Source organism: Arthrobacter methylotrophus (assembly GCF_039539965.1).
GTDB classification, from domain to species: domain Bacteria; phylum Actinomycetota; class Actinomycetes; order Actinomycetales; family Micrococcaceae; genus Arthrobacter; species Arthrobacter methylotrophus.
This window is the reverse complement of sequence record NZ_BAABED010000001.1, coordinates 643,330-660,249: the sequence shown is the minus strand read 5'-3', so window position 1 is coordinate 660,249 and position 16,920 is coordinate 643,330. Positions and strand designations below refer to the sequence as shown.

Below are 16,920 nucleotides of genomic sequence, written 5' to 3'. Positions count from 1 at the left end.
CCTCGTTAAAGTGGTCTCCGCTACGCGAGCGGACCGCCGAAGATGTCGATTGTGCCTTCTTTGAGGGTGACAATTGCACGCTTGGTGCTCTTGCGCTGTCCCCAGCCGAATTTGGTGCGCTTACGCTTACCGGCACGGTTGATGGTGTTGATCGATTCGACCTTGACGGAGAAAATCTTCTCCACGGCCAGCTTGATCTCAGCCTTGTTCGAGCGGGGGTCCACCAGGAAGGTGTACTTACCTTCGTCGATCAGGCCGTAGCTCTTTTCCGAAACGACGGGTGCAATGACGACGTCGCGCGGGTCTTTGATGGTGGCTGCACTCACTTGGCATCCTCCTCGTTCTTTGCCTTGTCAGCGATGAAAGCCTCGAACGCAGCCTTGGTGAAGACCACGTCGTCGGAAACCAGCACGTCGTAGGTGTTCAGCTGGTCTGCGTACAGAACGTGAACATCTGCGAGGTTGCGCACGGACAGTGCTGCGACGTCGTTTGCGCGCTCGATCACAACGAGCAGGTTCCTGCGCTCAGAGACTGCACGCAGTGCGGCCAATGCTGCCTTGGAGGACGGCTTGGTGCCCTCGACCAGTTCAGCAACGACGTGGATGCGTCCGTTACGTGCGCGGTCAGAGAGGGCGCCACGCAGTGCGGCAGCCTTCATCTTCTTGGGGGTGCGCTGGCTGTAGTCACGCGGCGTCGGGCCGTGGACGATACCACCACCGGTCATGTGAGGAGCACGGATGGAACCCTGACGGGCGCGCCCGGTGCCCTTCTGCTTGAACGGCTTGCGGCCTGCACCGGAAACTTCGGCGCGGGTCTTGGTCTTGTGGGTACCCTGGCGAGCAGCAGCGAGCTGTGCGACGACGACCTGGTGCAGCAACGGCACGTTGGTCTGGACATCGAAGATCTCTGCAGGCAGGTCTACCTTGACAGTGCTAGTCATTTAACTAGGCTCCCTTCACGGCGGTGCGTACGAGGACGACCTGGCCGCGGGCGCCGGGAACGGCACCCTTGATAAGGAGCAGCGACTTCTCAACGTCAACGGCGTGAACCGTGAGGTTCAGCGTGGTGTGACGTTCTGCGCCCATGCGGCCGGCCATTTTCAGACCCTTGAAGACGCGGCTCGGGGTGGATGCGCCACCGATGGAACCGGGCTTGCGGTGGTTCTTGTGAGCACCGTGGGAGGCTCCAACGCCGTGGAAGCCGTGACGCTTCATAACACCGGCGAAGCCTTTACCCTTGCTGGTGCCGACGACGTCGATCTTCTGACCGGCTTCGAAGAGCTCGACAGAAAGCTCCTGGCCCAGTTCGTAAGATGCGGCGTCTGCAGTGCGCAGTTCGACGACGTGGCGGCGGGGGGTTACGCCAGCCTTTTCAAAGTGACCAGCCAGGGGCTTGGTGACCTTGCGGGGATCGATCTGGCCGTAGCCGATCTGAACGGCGACATAGCCATCAGTCTCTGCGTTGCGCAGCTGGGTGATGACGTTCGAGTCAGCCTGGACGACAGTGACGGGGATGAGCTTGTTGTTCTCGTCCCAGACCTGGGTCATGCCGAGCTTCGTGCCCAGCAGGCCCTTTACGTTACGGGTTGCGGTCATAGTTTTCTCAGCACCTCCCTACAGCTTGATTTCGATGTTCACGTCGGCCGGCAGGTCGAGACGCATAAGCGAGTCGACAGCCTTGGGCGTGGGGTCGATGATGTCGATCAGACGCTTGTGAGTACGCATTTCAAAGTGCTCACGGCTGTCCTTGTACTTGTGGGGAGAGCGGATAACGCAGTACACGTTCTTCTCCGTCGGCAGCGGCACGGGGCCCACTACCGTTGCGCCTGCGCGCGTGACCGTCTCAACGATCTTCCGCGCTGAAACATCAATGACCTCGTGGTCATATGACTTCAGCCGGATGCGGATTTTTTGTCCCGCCATGTCGCCTGACTCTCTTTCAGTCTGTGCTGCCCTCGATTAAAGGCTGCCCTGTTCACTTACGTGTTGTATGTGGCTGCCGAAGCATTTGAAGCAGTACTACCACCCGCCGCACAAGCTGAATCCGGAGGGATCCGGGTTCCTCAACTTGCCGGTGTAACCGACCCCCGCGGTCGGGCGTGTCGCGATTTCCACGCACACGCATCCGAATTCCTTGGGGGATCTGGGTTATGTTTGGGCTTCAGCTTGGACCCTGACATCCGGCATTATCCGGATCGGGACACGAAGAAGCGCTTGAACAACTCACCTAGTATGCCGGAATTCCTCGGCATAAGCCAATTGGGCCCCTGCGGAGCATTGCCATCGGCTCCTGCGCTCGGGATGATGGGGTCATGACTGTCCAAGATGCTGGCACTGTGGGGGATCTTGCAGGACGCATCCGGCCGGATTTCATCTTAGGCGTCGCTGCGGCGGCATTCCAGATCGAGGGCTCGCTCAATGCGGACGGTCGCGGACCGTCCAGCTGGGATGCATTTGCCGAGAAGCCGGGCGCGATCGTGGACGGCCACTCCCCCGCAGTCGCCTGCGACCACTACAACCGTGCTAACGAGGACATTGCCCTCATGCAGGACCTGGGCGTGGATTCCTACCGGTTCTCCCTCTCCTGGCCACGGATCCAACCGGGCGGCAAGGGCCCGGTCAACCAACAGGGCCTGGACTTCTACGACCGCCTGATCGACAAGCTCCTGAAGGCCGGGGTCTCCCCCATGGTGACCTTGTTCCATTGGGATACCCCCCTGCCGTTGGAGCACGACGGCGGCTGGCTGAATCGGGCGACGGCGGAACGGTTCGCCGAATACTCCGCTGCGGCGGCACACCGTTTCGGTGACCGGGTGGCGCAATGGGTCACGCTGAACGAACCCGTTTCGGTCGCGTTGCAAGGATATGCGCTCGGCGTCCATGCTCCCGGCAGGCGGCTGCTTTTCGATGCCTTGCCGGCGGCCCACCACCAGTTGTTGGGGCACGGCCTGGCCGTCCAGGCCCTGCGCGCCGCCGGCGTGGCAGGAACTGTCGGCGTGGCCAACGTCCATTCGCCGGTCCGGCCCGCAAGCAAGCGGCTGGCAGACGGTCTCATGGCCAAGGCCTTCGACCTAATCTTCAACCGGGTCTATGCCGATCCCATCCTCCTGGGGCGGTACCCGAAGCCGCCACTACAGGTGAAGCCCTGGTTCCGGGCCTTAGGCAAGATCCGGGACGAGGATCTCAAGACCATCCACCAGCCGTTGGATTTCTACGGCTTGAACTACTACTACCCCGTCAAGATAGCTTCGGGCCGCGGGGACGGAAACACACCGGGCAATCATGCCGACATGATGGCCAAGCTGCCGTTCCATCTGGCGGCCTTTCCCGAATACCAATCCACGGGATTCGGCTGGCCCGTGGCTCCCGAACATCTGGGTATCCTGCTGCGTGAGCTCAAAGACCGCTACGGAGCTGCGCTGCCTCCCCTGTTCATCACAGAAAGTGGTGCGAGCTTCCCGGAGCCGGACCACACTGCGGGTCCCGTCCATGACTCTGACCGCATCGATTACCTTGCCTCGCACCTCGGACAAGCGTTGCGGGCCACGGCACCGGGCGGGATCGCCCACGACGTGGAACTACTGGGCTACTACGTCTGGACCCTGCTGGACAACTTCGAATGGGCCGCTGGCTATTCACAGCGATTCGGGCTGGTACACGTGGACTTCGACACCCTCGAAAGAACCCCCAAGGACTCCTTCTACTGGTACAAGTCCCTCAGTAGGGCCCGCCGTAGCTGACTCAAAGTCCTTTATGGACCGAGCGCGCTAAATCAATCTTTCTTGTTCGCCCGGTTGATGCGCTTGGCACGGTCAATTTCGCGGCGGAAGTACTTCCTCCCCCACGAGACCGCGACCGCTACCACCACAACCACGAGCAGAAAAATGAGCCATCCCATTCCGCATTCCTCCTTTGGGGCCAACGCTATCAGGGCGCAGTCCGCATCCGGCAGTGCAGACGTGCACTCCCGGGCCCGGGCGCTCGCTCACTTATATGCCGCCCCCGCCGGACGCTCGCTCAGTTATCGAAGGCTATCGGCGGATGCAAGGCCAGCCGAGATCGAGAGCAAGGGCGTCGACCCGGCATCTTCGCCAACAGTCAGCGATGGATGGCGATCGGGTTGAGCCACAAGGCCGGTCTGGTCTGGTCCATTTGAGCTAAGGTCGTCGCCTTTCTGACTGAATACGTGGCCTTGAGTCTTCGCTCTATCCGAGAACCACAGATACAGCCGAAGTAACGTTTGCAGCGGGACTAGCTCCGACGGTTTCATCGTTGAGGCACAAGAAGCCGCGATGGATCTTCCTTGACGGCCGTTTGTAGGCACTTTGTGCGATCCGGGCCGCTCAGCGAAAAAGATGACAAAGAATAACCCCGCCACACAGTGACGGGGTTATTCTTTGGTTTGCTGCCGGCCGACAAGCAGCCGGCACTCCACCGATCTACAAGTAGGAACTACTTGATGATCTTGGTGACACGTCCCGAACCAACGGTGCGGCCACCTTCACGGATTGCGAAGCCGAGGCCCTCTTCCATAGCGATCGGCTGGATGAGCTCAACGGTCATCTCAGTGTTGTCGCCAGGCATAACCATTTCCGTGCCTTCCGGCAGGGTGATAACGCCGGTTACGTCCGTGGTACGGAAGTAGAACTGCGGGCGGTAGTTCGAGTAGAACGGGTTGTGACGTCCGCCTTCGTCCTTGGAAAGGATGTAGACGTTGGCCTCGAAGTCGGTGTGCGGGGTGATGGAACCCGGCTTGACGACAACCTGGCCACGCTCGACGTCGTCGCGCTTCAGACCGCGGAGCAGGAGGCCACAGTTCTCGCCGGCCCATGCTTCGTCGAGCTGCTTGTGGAACATCTCGATACCGGTAACGGTGGTCTTCTGGACCGGACGGATACCAACGATTTCAACTTCAGAGTTGATCGCGAGGGTACCGCGCTCGGCGCGACCCGTAACAACGGTGCCACGACCGGTGATCGTGAAGACGTCTTCGATCGGCATCAGGAACGGCTTGTCGCGGTCACGAACGGGGTCCGGAACCGAGTTGTCGACAGCTTCCATGAGGTCCTCGACGGACTTGACCCAAACCGGGTCGCCTTCGAGTGCCTTGAGGCCGGAAACGCGGACAACCGGAGCGTCGTCGCCATCGAAGCCCTGAGCGCTGAGCAGCTCGCGAACTTCCATTTCAACGAGGTCGAGAAGCTCTTCGTCGTCGACCATGTCGGACTTGTTCAGCGCGACCAGCAGGTAGGGAACACCAACCTGGCGGGCGAGCAGAACGTGCTCGCGGGTCTGAGCCATCGGGCCGTCAGTGGCGGCAACCACGAGGATCGCACCGTCCATCTGGGCAGCACCGGTGATCATGTTCTTGATGTAGTCAGCGTGACCCGGAGCGTCTACGTGTGCGTAGTGGCGCTTCTCGGTCTGGTACTCAACGTGGGAGATGTTGATGGTAATACCACGCTGGCGCTCTTCCGGAGCAGAGTCAATCGACGCGAAGTCGCGCTGCTCGTTGAGAGTGGGGTACTTGTCGTACAGCACCTTGGAAATGGCGGCAGTCAGCGTCGTCTTACCGTGGTCAACGTGACCAATGGTGCCGATGTTGACGTGCGGCTTAGTCCGCTCGAACTTTGCCTTTGCCACAGGTTCCTCCTAGAACGATTTCAAGTGAGTTGCTCCTCGGCCGCGCTTTTCGCGGCAGAAACTCCAGCAAGTCTACTTGGGGGCTTTGGATTTGGTGAAATTGCAGATTCAGGGGCCAATGCTGGTACCTGGAGTCTGTTCGTGCAGGGACCGGACTGCAGCCTGGGCCAAAGCCCGGCCACCCGCACTGAATGCCTTCCCGGAACGGGCCAGCATCCTGGTTAATCCGTCGGTGATTACTCGCCGCGGTTCTTCTGGATGATCTCGTCGGCAACTGCCTTCGGGACCTCGGCGTAGCTGTTGAACGTCATGGAGTACACAGCACGCCCCTGGGTCTTCGAACGCAGGTCACCGATGTACCCGAACATGCCGGACAGCGGAACGTGCGCACGGATCACCTTGACACCAGCGGCATCTTCCATGGACTGCATCTGGCCACGGCGGGAGTTGAGGTCACCGATTACTTCACCCATGTATTCCTCGGGGGTGCGGACCTCAACATCCATCAGCGGTTCGAGCAGAACGGGGTTCGCCTTGCGTGCAGCTTCCTTGAAAGCCATACGGCCGGCGATCTTGAACGCCATTTCCGAGGAGTCAACATCGTGGTACGCGCCGTCAATCAGCGTGGCCTTGATGCCGACAACCGGGTAGCCGGCCAGAACGCCGTCGTTGAGTGCATCCTGGATGCCCGCGTCAACGGACGGGATGTACTCGCGGGGCACGCGGCCACCGGTGACCTTGTTCTCGAACGCGTAGAGCTCGCCGTCGGCGGTGTCCATCGGCTCAATAGCGATCTGGATCTTCGCGAACTGACCCGAACCACCGGTCTGCTTCTTGTGCGTGTAGTCGTGACGCTCTACAGCGCGCTTGATGGTTTCGCGGTAAGCAACCTGCGGCTTGCCAACGTTTGCCTCGACCTTGAATTCGCGGCGCATGCGGTCCACCAGGATGTCCAGGTGGAGCTCGCCCATGCCGGCGATGATGGTCTGACCGGTGTCCTCGTTGAGGGAAACCTGGAAGGTCGGGTCCTCAGCGGAGAGTTTCTGGATAGCCGTGGAGAGCTTCTCCTGGTCACCCTTGGTGTTCGGCTCGATCGCAACCGAGATCACGGGCTCCGGGAAGCTCATGGACTCGAGGACAATCTGGTTGTTCGGGTCGCACAGGGTGTCGCCCGTGGTGGTGTCCTTCAGACCGATAGCTGCGTAGATGTGGCCAGCGGTAGCGCCTTCAACAGGCATTTCCTTGTTGGCGTGCATCTGGAACAGCTTGCCGATGCGCTCCTTCTTGCCCTTAGTCGAGTTGACCACCTGGGCACCTGCTTCTACGTGACCGGAGTACACGCGGATGAAGGTGAGCTGGCCAAAGAACGGGTGCGCGGCAATCTTGAACGCCAGGGCCGAGAACGGCTCGTCGGCAGAAGGCTTGCGGGTGAGCTCCTTCTCTTCGTCGCGCGGGTCGTGACCGACCATGGGCGGGACGTCGAGCGGGTTCGGCAGGAAGTCAACAACAGCATCCAACATCGGCTGTACGCCGCGGTTCTTGAAGGCAGAACCACAGAGAACCGGGTAGAGCTCGGAGTTGATGGTCATCTTGCGGATGCCGGCCTTGAGCTCCTCGACAGTGAGTTCTTCACCTTCGAGGTACTTCTCCATGAGTTCTTCGGAAGCCTCGGCAACAGTCTCGACGAGCTGTGCACGGTATTCCTCAGCCTTGGCCTGGAGATCAGCGGGGATCTCCTGGACCTCGTACTTGGCGCCCATGGTGACGTCACCCTTGGCATCGCCCGGCCACACCAGAGCGCGCATCTCAAGGAGATCCACGACGCCGATGAAGTCGTTCTCTGCACCGATCGGCAGCTGGAGGACCAGCGGCTTGGCGCCGAGGCGGCTGATGATGGTGTCTACGGTGAAGTAGAAGTCAGCGCCGAGCTTGTCCATCTTGTTGACGAAGCAGATACGCGGCACGTTGTACTTGTCAGCCTGGCGCCACACAGTCTCGGACTGCGGCTCGACGCCTTCCTTGCCGTCGAAGACAGCAACTGCACCGTCGAGGACGCGCAGCGAGCGCTCGACCTCAACCGTGAAGTCCACGTGGCCCGGGGTGTCGATGATGTTGATCTGGTTCTTGTCCCAGAAGCAGGTGACGGCGGCAGACGTGATGGTAATGCCGCGTTCCTTTTCCTGTTCCATCCAGTCGGTCGTCGAAGCGCCGTCGTGCGTTTCGCCGATCTTGTGGTTCACACCTGTGTAAAACAGGATGCGCTCGGTGGTAGTGGTCTTGCCGGCATCGATGTGGGCCATGATGCCGATGTTGCGGACCTTGCTAAGGTCGGTAAGCACGTCCTGTGCCACGGTGTCTCCCTTTCGGATGGACTACACGTTCGCCGCCAGCTCAAAGAGCCGGCGGCGCCCGGGAAGTTTTACCAGCGGTAGTGTGCGAAGGCCTTGTTCGACTCGGCCATCTTGTGGGTGTCTTCGCGACGCTTCACAGCGGCACCGAGACCGTTGGACGCATCCAGGATTTCGTTCTGGAGGCGCTCGGTCATCGTCTTCTCGCGGCGGGCCTTGGAGTAGCCAACGAGCCAGCGGAGGGCGAGGGCGGTGGAGCGGCCCGGCTTGACCTCAACGGGAACCTGGTAGGTAGCGCCACCGACACGGCGGGAGCGGACCTCAAGGGAAGGCTTGACGTTATCCATGGCCTTCTTGAGGGCGGCGACGGGGTCGCCACCGGACTTGGCGCGTGCACCTTCGAGGGCACCATAAACGATGCGCTCTGCGGTGGACTTCTTGCCGTCGACCAGAACCTTGTTGATCAGCTGGGTGACCAACGGGGAACCGTAAACGGGATCGGAAACTAGCGGCCGCTTCGGGGCCGGACCCTTGCGAGGCATATTACTTCTTCTCCATCTTTGCGCCGTAGCGGCTGCGGGCCTGCTTGCGGTTCTTGACACCCTGGGTATCGAGGGCACCACGGACGATCTTGTAACGGACACCGGGAAGGTCCTTCACGCGACCACCACGGACGAGCACGATGGAGTGCTCCTGAAGGTTGTGGCCAACACCGGGGATGTAGGCGGTAACTTCAACGCCACCGTTGAGGCGCACACGTGCAACCTTACGCAGAGCCGAGTTCGGCTTCTTCGGGGTGGTCGTGTAAACGCGGGTGCAAACACCGCGGCGCATCGGGCTGCCCTTAAGCGCGGGAGCCTTGGTCTTGGAGACCTTAGGCGTGCGGCCCTTGCGGACCAGCTGGTTAATCGTAGGCACTTTCGTGTTCTCCGTTGGTTTGATCTCTGCCCCCACGCCCGAGCGTCAGCCTGGGTTTACGTGAGAGCTTTGGCGTTGTCCCTGCGGCCTGGGCCCGAAGACCCGAAGGGCGTGCAAAAGTGCGGCATTCGTTGCGCACGTAGCCCGCAACCCGGAAACAGGCTCCACCCAACATCATGAGAACAAAACCAAAATGATGCCGCGGCGGCCTTCATCCACTGCCACACAGAACAATTACACAAATTCTAGCATGGCTTGATCGGAGGGCTTAATCGGGTGTATGGGGTCGAACGACGACGGCGGCCCCCTTCCGCCGTCGTCGGGCACCAAACGGGAAGGACCCCGCACTCATCGAGTGCGGGGTCCTACCTTGACTTGAATACTAAGGGCAGGGCGGCAGGGTCCCTACGTGGCGCGGAACGCGACACGAAAGGGCCCGCCGTGCCCGTTCTTAGCGGAAGTCGTTGCCGAGATCGTAGTCATCCAACGGGATGGCGTGGAACTCGGGAGCTCCGTCGCCGCCCAGGGCGTCGTACGAGAAGTCGGTGAAGGCGCTGGGGCCCGTGAACAGGCTTGCCTTCGCTTCTTCAGTCGGCTCAACGGTGACCTCGGTGTAACGGGGCAGACCCGTACCGGCCGGGATGAGCTTACCGATGATGACGTTCTCCTTGAGGCCGAGCAGCGGATCGCTCTTGCCTTCCATGGCAGCCTGCGTCAGGACGCGAGTCGTCTCCTGGAAGGAAGCGGCCGACAGCCAGGACTCGGTTGCCAGGGATGCCTTGGTGATACCCATGAGTTCCGGGCGGCCGGAAGCCGGGGTACGGCCTTCGGACACCACACGACGGTTCTCGTCTTCGAAGCGGCTGCGCTCAGCGAGCTCGCCCGGAAGCAGATCGGAGTCGCCGGATTCGATGACGGTCACGCGGCGCAGCATCTGACGAACGATGACTTCGACGTGCTTGTCGTGGATGCCAATGCCCTGGCTGCGGTAAACGCCCTGGACCTCGTCCACCAGGAACTTCTGGGCGGCACGCGGACCCATGATGCGCAGAACCTGCTTCGGGTCCACAGGACCGTTGATCAGCTTCTGGCCGACGCTCACGTGCTCGCCATCCTCAATGAGGAGGCGGGAACGGCGGAGCACCGGGTAGGCGATCTCCTCGGAGCCATCGTCCGGGGTGATGATGAGGCGCATCTGGCGCTCGGACTCTTCGATGGCGATGCGGCCGGCTGCCTCAGCAATCGGTGCGACACCCTTCGGAGTACGGGCTTCGAAGAGCTCCTGGATACGGGGCAGACCCTGGGTGATGTCGTCGCCACCGCTGGCGGAAACAGCACCACCGGTGTGGAACGTACGCATGGTCAGCTGCGTACCGGGTTCACCGATGGACTGTGCGGCGATGATACCGACGGCCTCTCCGATGTCCACGGTCTTGCCGGTGGCCAGCGAACGGCCGTAGCAAAGCGCACAAGTGCCGACCTTCGACTCACACGTAAGCACGGAACGGACCTTGACCTCGGTGATGCCCGCTGCGAGCAGCTCGGCAATGACGACGTCGCCGCAGTCGGTGCCGGCAGCTGCCAGCACGGCACCCTTGGAGTCGACGACGTCGACGGCGAGGGTACGTGCGTAGGCGCTGTTCTCGACGTTCTCGTCAAGGACCAGCTCACCGTTGGAGTCCGGCACGGCGATTGCGGTCATGAGACCACGCTCGGTGCCACAGTCCTCTTCACGGACGATGACGTCCTGCGAAACGTCCACCAGACGACGGGTCAAGTAACCCGAGTTGGCGGTACGCAGGGCGGTGTCGGCCAGACCCTTACGGGCGCCGTGCGTGGCGATGAAGTATTCCAGCACCGACAGGCCCTCGCGGTACGAGGACTTGATCGGACGCGGGATGATCTCACCCTTCGGGTTGGCCACAAGACCACGGATACCCGCGATCTGGCGGACCTGCATCCAGTTACCACGTGCACCGGAGGACACCATGCGGTTGATGGTGTTCATCGGGGACAGGCTGTCACGCATCGCCTGGGCGATCTCGTTCGTGGCCTTGTTCCAGATCTCGATCAGTTCCTGGCGACGCTCGTCGTCGTCGATCAGGCCCTTGTCGTACTGGCCCTGGATCTTGGCAGCCATGGTCTCGTAACCAGCCAGGATGGCCGGCTTGGAGGTAGGCACCTCGATATCGGAAATTGCCACGGTGACGCCCGAGCGGGTGGCCCAGTAGAAACCGGCGTCCTTCAGGTTGTCCAGCGTTGCGGCGGTGACAACCTTCGGGTAGCGCTCTGCCAAGTCGTTGACGATCCGGGAAAGCTCGCCCTTGTCAGCAACAGCCTCAACCCACGGGTAGTCCTCCGGAAGGGTCTCGTTGAAGAGAACCTGGCCGAGGGAGGTCTGGACCAGTGCGGTCTGACCCGGCTCCCAGCCTTCCGGAGCTTCCCAGCCGGCGTAAGGAACAAAGCCCTCAAGACGGATCTTGACCTGGGAGTTCAGGTGCAGCTCCCGGGCGTCGTAGGCCATGATGGCTTCCGCAACCGAGGAGAAGATCCGGCCTTCGCCGGCGGATCCAACACGCTTGGTGGTCAGGTGGTACAGGCCGATGATCATGTCCTGCGAAGGCAGGGTCACCGGACGGCCATCAGACGGCTTCAAGATGTTGTTGGAGGAGAGCATCAGGATGCGGGCTTCAGCCTGGGCTTCGGGGCTCAGCGGCAGGTGGACTGCCATCTGGTCGCCGTCGAAGTCGGCGTTGAAGGCGCCACAAACCAGCGGGTGAAGCTGGATGGCCTTGCCTTCAACAAGCTGCGGCTCGAACGCCTGGATACCGAGACGGTGCAGGGTAGGTGCACGGTTGAGCAGCACCGGGTGTTCGGTGATGATCTCTTCCAGCACGTCCCAGACCTGCGGGCGGTAACGCTCGACCATGCGCTTTGCCGACTTGATGTTCTGCGCGTGGTTGAGGTCAACCAGTCGCTTCATCACGAACGGCTTGAAGAGCTCCAGCGCCATCTGCTTGGGCAGACCACACTGGTGCAGCTTCAGCTGCGGGCCGACAACGATGACCGAACGGCCGGAGTAGTCGACGCGCTTGCCGAGGAGGTTCTGGCGGAAACGGCCTTGCTTGCCCTTGAGCATGTCGCTCAAGGACTTCAGCGGACGGTTGCCCGGACCCGTGACGGGGCGGCCACGACGGCCGTTGTCGAAGAGGCTGTCAACAGCTTCCTGAAGCATGCGCTTCTCGTTGTTGACGATGATCTCCGGAGCACCAAGGTCAAGCAGTCGCTTGAGTCGGTTGTTGCGGTTGATCACGCGGCGGTAGAGGTCGTTAAGGTCGGAGGTCGCGAAGCGGCCACCGTCCAGCTGGACCATCGGGCGCAGTTCCGGCGGGATCACCGGGACGGCGTCCAGCACCATGCCGAGCGGGCTGTTGGTGGTGGTCAAGAACGCGTTGACCACCTTGAGGCGCTTGAGGGCACGGGTCTTGCGCTGGCCTTTGCCGTTCTGGATGGTGTCGCGCAAGGACTCCGACTCTGCCTGCATGTCGAAGTTCTCAAGACGCTTCTTGATGGCTTCGGCACCCATGGAGCCTTCGAAGTACATGCCGTAGCGGTCGCGCAGCTCGCGGTACAGTCCTTCATCACCTTCGAGGTCGGCGACCTTGAGGTTCTTGAAGCGGTCCCAGACCTGCTCAAGGCGCTCAATCTCAGCATCCGCGCGCTTGCGGACGTTGGCCATCTGGCGGTCCGCGGAGTCGCGGGCCTTCTTCTTATCGGCAGCCTTGGCGCCTTCACCTTCGAGACGGGCAAGCTCGTCCTCGAGGTCGCGGGCAATAGTGGCGATGTCGCTGTCGCGGTTGTCGACGAGCTGCTTCTTCTCGAGGTCGTGCTCCACCTGAAGGTTCGGCAGTTCCGCGTGACGGCTCTCGGTGTCGACGCTGGTGATCATGTAGGCGGCGAAGTAGATGACCTTTTCAAGGTCCTTCGGCGCCAGGTCAAGAAGGTAACCCAAGCGGGAGGGAACACCTTTGAAGTACCAGATGTGCGTGACGGGAGCGGCCAGCTCGATGTGGCCCATGCGCTCGCGGCGGACCTTGGCGCGAGTGACTTCAACGCCACAACGCTCGCAAATGATGCCCTTGAAGCGCACGCGCTTGTACTTGCCGCAGTAGCATTCCCAGTCCCGGGACGGGCCGAAGATCTTCTCGCAGAAGAGGCCGTCCTTCTCGGGCTTGAGCGTACGGTAGTTGATGGTTTCCGGCTTCTTGACCTCACCGTAAGACCAGCCGCGGATGTCTTCCGCGGTGGCGAGGCCGATCTGCATGAGGCCGAAGGAGGATTCGCTGGACATATGGTCCCTGTTCTCTCTTGTTCTCTAAATTCTGAAGTCTTGGGTTTGCGGAAAGAGGCAGCTGCCTTGGCTGGCGGCTCGCGCCGCCAGCCAGAAGCGCTGTTTAGACCTCTTCTACGGAGCTGGGCTCTGCGCGAGACAGATCAATGCCCAGTTCTTCCGCAGCCGTAAAGACTGCGTCATCAGAGTCACGCATTTCGATCGTCGTACCGTCCGTGGAAAGGACTTCCACATTCAGGCACAACGACTGCATTTCCTTGATCAAGACCTTGAAGGATTCCGGAACGCCAGGCTCGGGGATGTTCTCGCCCTTGACGATGGCTTCGTAAACCTTCACGCGGCCGTGGATATCATCCGACTTGATCGTGAGCAGTTCCTGGAGGGTGTAGGCAGCGCCGTATGCTTCGAGCGCCCACACTTCCATTTCACCGAAGCGCTGGCCACCGAACTGTGCCTTACCACCCAGCGGCTGCTGCGTGATCATGGAGTACGGGCCGGTGGAGCGAGCGTGGATCTTGTCGTCCACCAGGTGGTGGAGCTTCAGGATGTACATGTAGCCCACGGAGATCGGGTCCGGGAACGGCTCGCCGGAACGGCCGTCAAACAGACGCGTCTTGCCGGAGGACCCGATCAGGCGGTCGCCGTCGCGGGTTACGTTGGTGGAATCCAGCAGACCTGTGATTTCCTCTTCGCGTGCACCATCGAACACCGGCGTGGCCACCGTCGTCTGGCCGGTTTCACGAGGCAGGTTCGGGAGGTTCTTGACCCACTCCGGCTCGCCTTCGATCTTCCAACCAGTCTTGGCAACCCAACCGAGGTGCGTTTCCAGCACCTGGCCGACGTTCATTCGGCCCGGAACACCCAGCGGGTTCAGAACGATATCCACCGGCGTACCGTCGGCAAGGAACGGCATGTCTTCGATCGGGAGGATCTTGGAAATGACGCCCTTGTTGCCGTGGCGGCCGGCGAGCTTGTCGCCGTCGGTGATCTTGCGCTTGGCAGCAACGTAGACGCGAACCAGCTGGTTGACGCCCGGGGGCAGCTCGTCGTCGTTGTCGCGATCGAAGACGCGCACGCCGATGACCGTGCCGGACTCGCCGTGGGGAACCTTCAGGGAGGTGTCACGCACTTCGCGGGACTTCTCGCCGAAGATCGCGCGGAGCAGGCGCTCTTCCGGGGTCAATTCGGTTTCACCCTTCGGGGTGACTTTACCTACCAGGATGTCGCCGGCTTCAACCTCGGCACCGATGTGGATGATGCCGCGTTCGTCCAGTCCTGCGAGGACTTCCTCGGACACGTTGGGGATGTCACGGGTGATTTCCTCGGCACCAAGCTTGGTGTCGCGGGCATCGATCTCGTGCTCCTCGATGTGGATGGACGAAAGGACGTCCTCAGCGACAATGCGCTGCGACAGGATGATGGCGTCCTCGAAGTTGTGGCCTTCCCACGACATGAATGCCACGAGGAGGTTCTTACCGAGGGCGAGTTCACCCTGGTCCGTTGCCGGGCCGTCGGCGATGATGCCGCCGAGTTCGAGGCGCTGGCCTTCGTTGACGAGAACACGGTGGTTGTAGCAGTTGCCCTGGTTGGAACGGGCGAACTTGTTGATGCGGTAGCTGGTTTCCGTACCGTCGTCGTTAAGCATGGTGACGAGGTCAGCGGAAACTTCGTTGACGACACCGGCCTTCTTCGCGATGACAACATCACCGGCGTCGACGGCTGCTGCACGCTCCATGCCCGTACCCACGAACGGGGCTTCGGAACGGACCAGCGGGACGGCCTGGCGCTGCATGTTGGCACCCATGAGTGCGCGGTTTGCATCGTCATGCTCGAGGAACGGAATCAACGCGGTAGCAACGGACACCATCTGGCGCGGGGAGACGTCCATGAACTGAACTTCGCCAGCCGGAACCAGCACGGGCTCGCCTCCACCACCACGGGCACGGACAAGCACGGTCTCTTCCGCGAACTTCTTGTCTGCGTCCAAGGGAGCGTTGGCCTGTGCAATCAGAACCTCGGCTTCGTCGTCGGCGGTGAGGTACTGGACCTCATCGGAAACGACACCCTCGGAGACCAGGCGGTACGGAGTCTCGATGAAACCGAACGGGTTGATGCGGCCGTAGGAAGCCAACGAACCGATCAGACCAATGTTCGGGCCTTCAGGAGTTTCGATGGGGCACATACGTCCGTAGTGGGACGGGTGGACGTCTCGAACTTCCATGCCTGCGCGGTCACGGGACAGACCACCCGGGCCAAGGGCCGACAGGCGGCGCTTGTGGGTCAGACCGGACAACGGGTTGTTCTGGTCCATGAACTGCGACAGCTGGGACGTTCCGAAGAACTCCTTGATGGCTGCCACGACAGGGCGGATGTTGATCAGGGTCTGCGGCGTGATCGCTTCGACGTCCTGCGTGGTCATGCGTTCGCGGACAACGCGTTCCATACGCGACAGGCCGGTGCGGACCTGGTTTTCGATCAGTTCGCCGACGGCGCGGATGCGGCGGTTGCCGAAGTGGTCGATGTCGTCGATCTCGACGCGGAGCTCGTGGTCTTCGCCGTCCCGCTTGCCCATGAGGGTTTTCTCGCCGGCGTGAAGCGCGACGAGGAACTTGATCATGGCAACGATGTCTTCAACGTGCAGGACCGAAGCTTCCTTGTCGCCAAGGGAGCGGTCGATGCCGAGCTTGCGGTTGATCTTGTAACGGCCAACCTTGGCCAGATCGTAGCGCTTGGCGTTGAAGTACAGGTTGTCCAGCAGGGACTGGGCAGCCTCGACAGTGGGCGGCTCGCCCGGACGCAGCTTGCGGTAGATGTCCAGAAGGGCATCTTCGCGGGTTTCGGTGGCGTCCTTCTCCAGCGTTGCGCGCATGGAGTCGTACTGGCCGAACTCTTCAAGGATCTGGCCTTCGGTCCAACCAAGGGCCTTCAGCAGAACCGTGACGGACTGCTTGCGCTTCCGGTCGAGGCGGACGCCGACCTGGTCGCGCTTGTCGATCTCGAGCTCGAACCATGCACCGCGGGACGGGATGATCTTTGCGGTGAAGATGTCCTTGTCACTGGTCTTGTCAGCGGTACGCTCAAAGTAGGCGCCCGGCGAACGGACCAGCTGGGAGACGACGACACGCTCGGTGCCGTTGACAACGAACGTTCCCTTCTCGGTCATGAGAGGGAAATCGCCCATGAACACGGTCTGCTGCTTGATCTCACCCGTGTTGTTGTTCATGAACTCGGCCTTGACATACAGCGGTGCCGAGTAAGTGGCGTCACGGTCCTTGCATTCGGCCATGGTGTACTTCGGATCAGCGAACTCCGGCTCGGAGAAGCTCAGGGACATAGTGCCCTGGAAGTCCTCGATGGGGGAGATCTCTTCGAAGATGTCGGCAAGACCAGAAGTGGTAGCGACACTCAGGTCGCCTTCCTCGACAGCCTTCGCTACCCGCGCCTGCCAGCGTTCGTTTCCGACCAGCCAATCAAAGCTGTCTGTCTGCAGTGCGAGCAGATTTGGAACGTCCAGCGGTTCGTGAATCTTTGCGAATGAGAGCCGGCGAGTTGCACCATCGGTGCTTGCCGTATTAGCGGTTTCGTTATTAGAGGTGCTCGAGGCGACCAAGAGGGATCCTTCCACAGACCTTCAGGCGTTTTCAGTTCTCCCCCGCTTGCA

Annotated in this window: 13 protein-coding genes; 2 read left to right on the top strand and 11 right to left on the bottom strand. The window is 61.2% G+C overall.

Annotated elements, in window-relative coordinates; translation table 11 throughout:
• Nucleotides 1-20 precede the first annotated feature (20 nt).
• From rplW to rpsJ, 4 genes are read right to left on the bottom strand one after another with little or no spacing between them, the layout of a single operon-like run.
• Nucleotides 21-326 carry a 50S ribosomal protein L23 gene (rplW, locus tag ABD884_RS03305; protein ID WP_028265105.1) on the bottom strand — a complete coding sequence of 102 codons (306 nt, stop codon included), beginning with the start codon at nucleotides 324-326 and terminating at the stop codon, nucleotides 21-23.
• Nucleotides 323-940, bottom strand: a complete 618-nt coding sequence (gene rplD / locus ABD884_RS03300; RefSeq protein ID WP_028265106.1) for a 50S ribosomal protein L4 — start codon at nucleotides 938-940, stop codon at nucleotides 323-325. Before rplD ends, rplW begins: the two co-directional genes overlap by 4 nt.
• A gap of 4 nt (nucleotides 941-944) precedes the next feature.
• Nucleotides 945-1,595: a 50S ribosomal protein L3 gene (rplC, locus tag ABD884_RS03295; protein ID WP_028265107.1), complete on the bottom strand. Its 651-nt coding sequence runs from the start codon at nucleotides 1,593-1,595 to the stop codon at nucleotides 945-947.
• Nucleotides 1,596-1,613: 18 nt separating this feature from the next.
• Nucleotides 1,614-1,922, bottom strand: a complete 309-nt coding sequence (rpsJ, locus tag ABD884_RS03290) for a 30S ribosomal protein S10 (RefSeq protein ID WP_003803825.1) — start codon at nucleotides 1,920-1,922, stop codon at nucleotides 1,614-1,616.
• 69 nt (nucleotides 1,923-1,991) lie between these two features.
• Here rpsJ and ABD884_RS03285 point away from each other — a divergent pair, with 69 nt between their 5' ends.
• Complete coding sequence (locus ABD884_RS03285) at nucleotides 1,992-2,315, top strand: hypothetical protein (protein ID WP_345036159.1); 324 nt, start codon at nucleotides 1,992-1,994, stop codon at nucleotides 2,313-2,315.
• Entirely contained in the window at nucleotides 2,312-3,739 is a 1,428-nt protein-coding gene (locus ABD884_RS03280) for a GH1 family beta-glucosidase (protein ID WP_345036155.1), read from the top strand. Before ABD884_RS03285 ends, ABD884_RS03280 begins: the two co-directional genes overlap by 4 nt.
• Before the next feature lie 32 nt (nucleotides 3,740-3,771).
• Here the strand turns inward: ABD884_RS03280 and ABD884_RS03275 are convergent, their stop codons facing one another.
• The 7 genes from ABD884_RS03275 to rpoB all read right to left on the bottom strand — a co-directional run bounded on the left by ABD884_RS03275 (nucleotide 3,772) and on the right by rpoB (nucleotide 16,869).
• Entirely contained in the window at nucleotides 3,772-3,897 is a 126-nt protein-coding gene (locus tag ABD884_RS03275; RefSeq protein WP_345036150.1) for a hypothetical protein, read from the bottom strand.
• Nucleotides 3,898-4,451: 554 nt separating this feature from the next.
• Entirely contained in the window at nucleotides 4,452-5,642 is a 1,191-nt protein-coding gene (gene tuf, locus ABD884_RS03270) for an elongation factor Tu (protein ID WP_059387357.1), read from the bottom strand.
• Between the two features lie 236 nt (nucleotides 5,643-5,878).
• Nucleotides 5,879-7,993 carry an elongation factor G gene (fusA, locus tag ABD884_RS03265; RefSeq protein ID WP_345036143.1) on the bottom strand — a complete coding sequence of 705 codons (2,115 nt, stop codon included), beginning with the start codon at nucleotides 7,991-7,993 and terminating at the stop codon, nucleotides 5,879-5,881.
• A 68-nt stretch (nucleotides 7,994-8,061) separates the two neighbouring features.
• Complete coding sequence (rpsG, locus tag ABD884_RS03260; RefSeq protein WP_003803829.1) at nucleotides 8,062-8,532, bottom strand: 30S ribosomal protein S7; 471 nt, start codon at nucleotides 8,530-8,532, stop codon at nucleotides 8,062-8,064.
• A 1-nt stretch (nucleotide 8,533) separates the two neighbouring features.
• A complete protein-coding gene (gene rpsL / locus ABD884_RS03255; RefSeq protein ID WP_009358312.1) occupies nucleotides 8,534-8,908 on the bottom strand; it encodes a 30S ribosomal protein S12 in 375 nt (124 codons plus the stop codon).
• A gap of 451 nt (nucleotides 8,909-9,359) precedes the next feature.
• Entirely contained in the window at nucleotides 9,360-13,259 is a 3,900-nt protein-coding gene (locus ABD884_RS03250) for a DNA-directed RNA polymerase subunit beta' (protein ID WP_345036128.1), read from the bottom strand.
• Between the two features lie 103 nt (nucleotides 13,260-13,362).
• Complete coding sequence (rpoB, locus tag ABD884_RS03245; protein WP_345036122.1) at nucleotides 13,363-16,869, bottom strand: DNA-directed RNA polymerase subunit beta; 3,507 nt, start codon at nucleotides 16,867-16,869, stop codon at nucleotides 13,363-13,365.
• Nucleotides 16,870-16,920 lie beyond the last annotated feature (51 nt).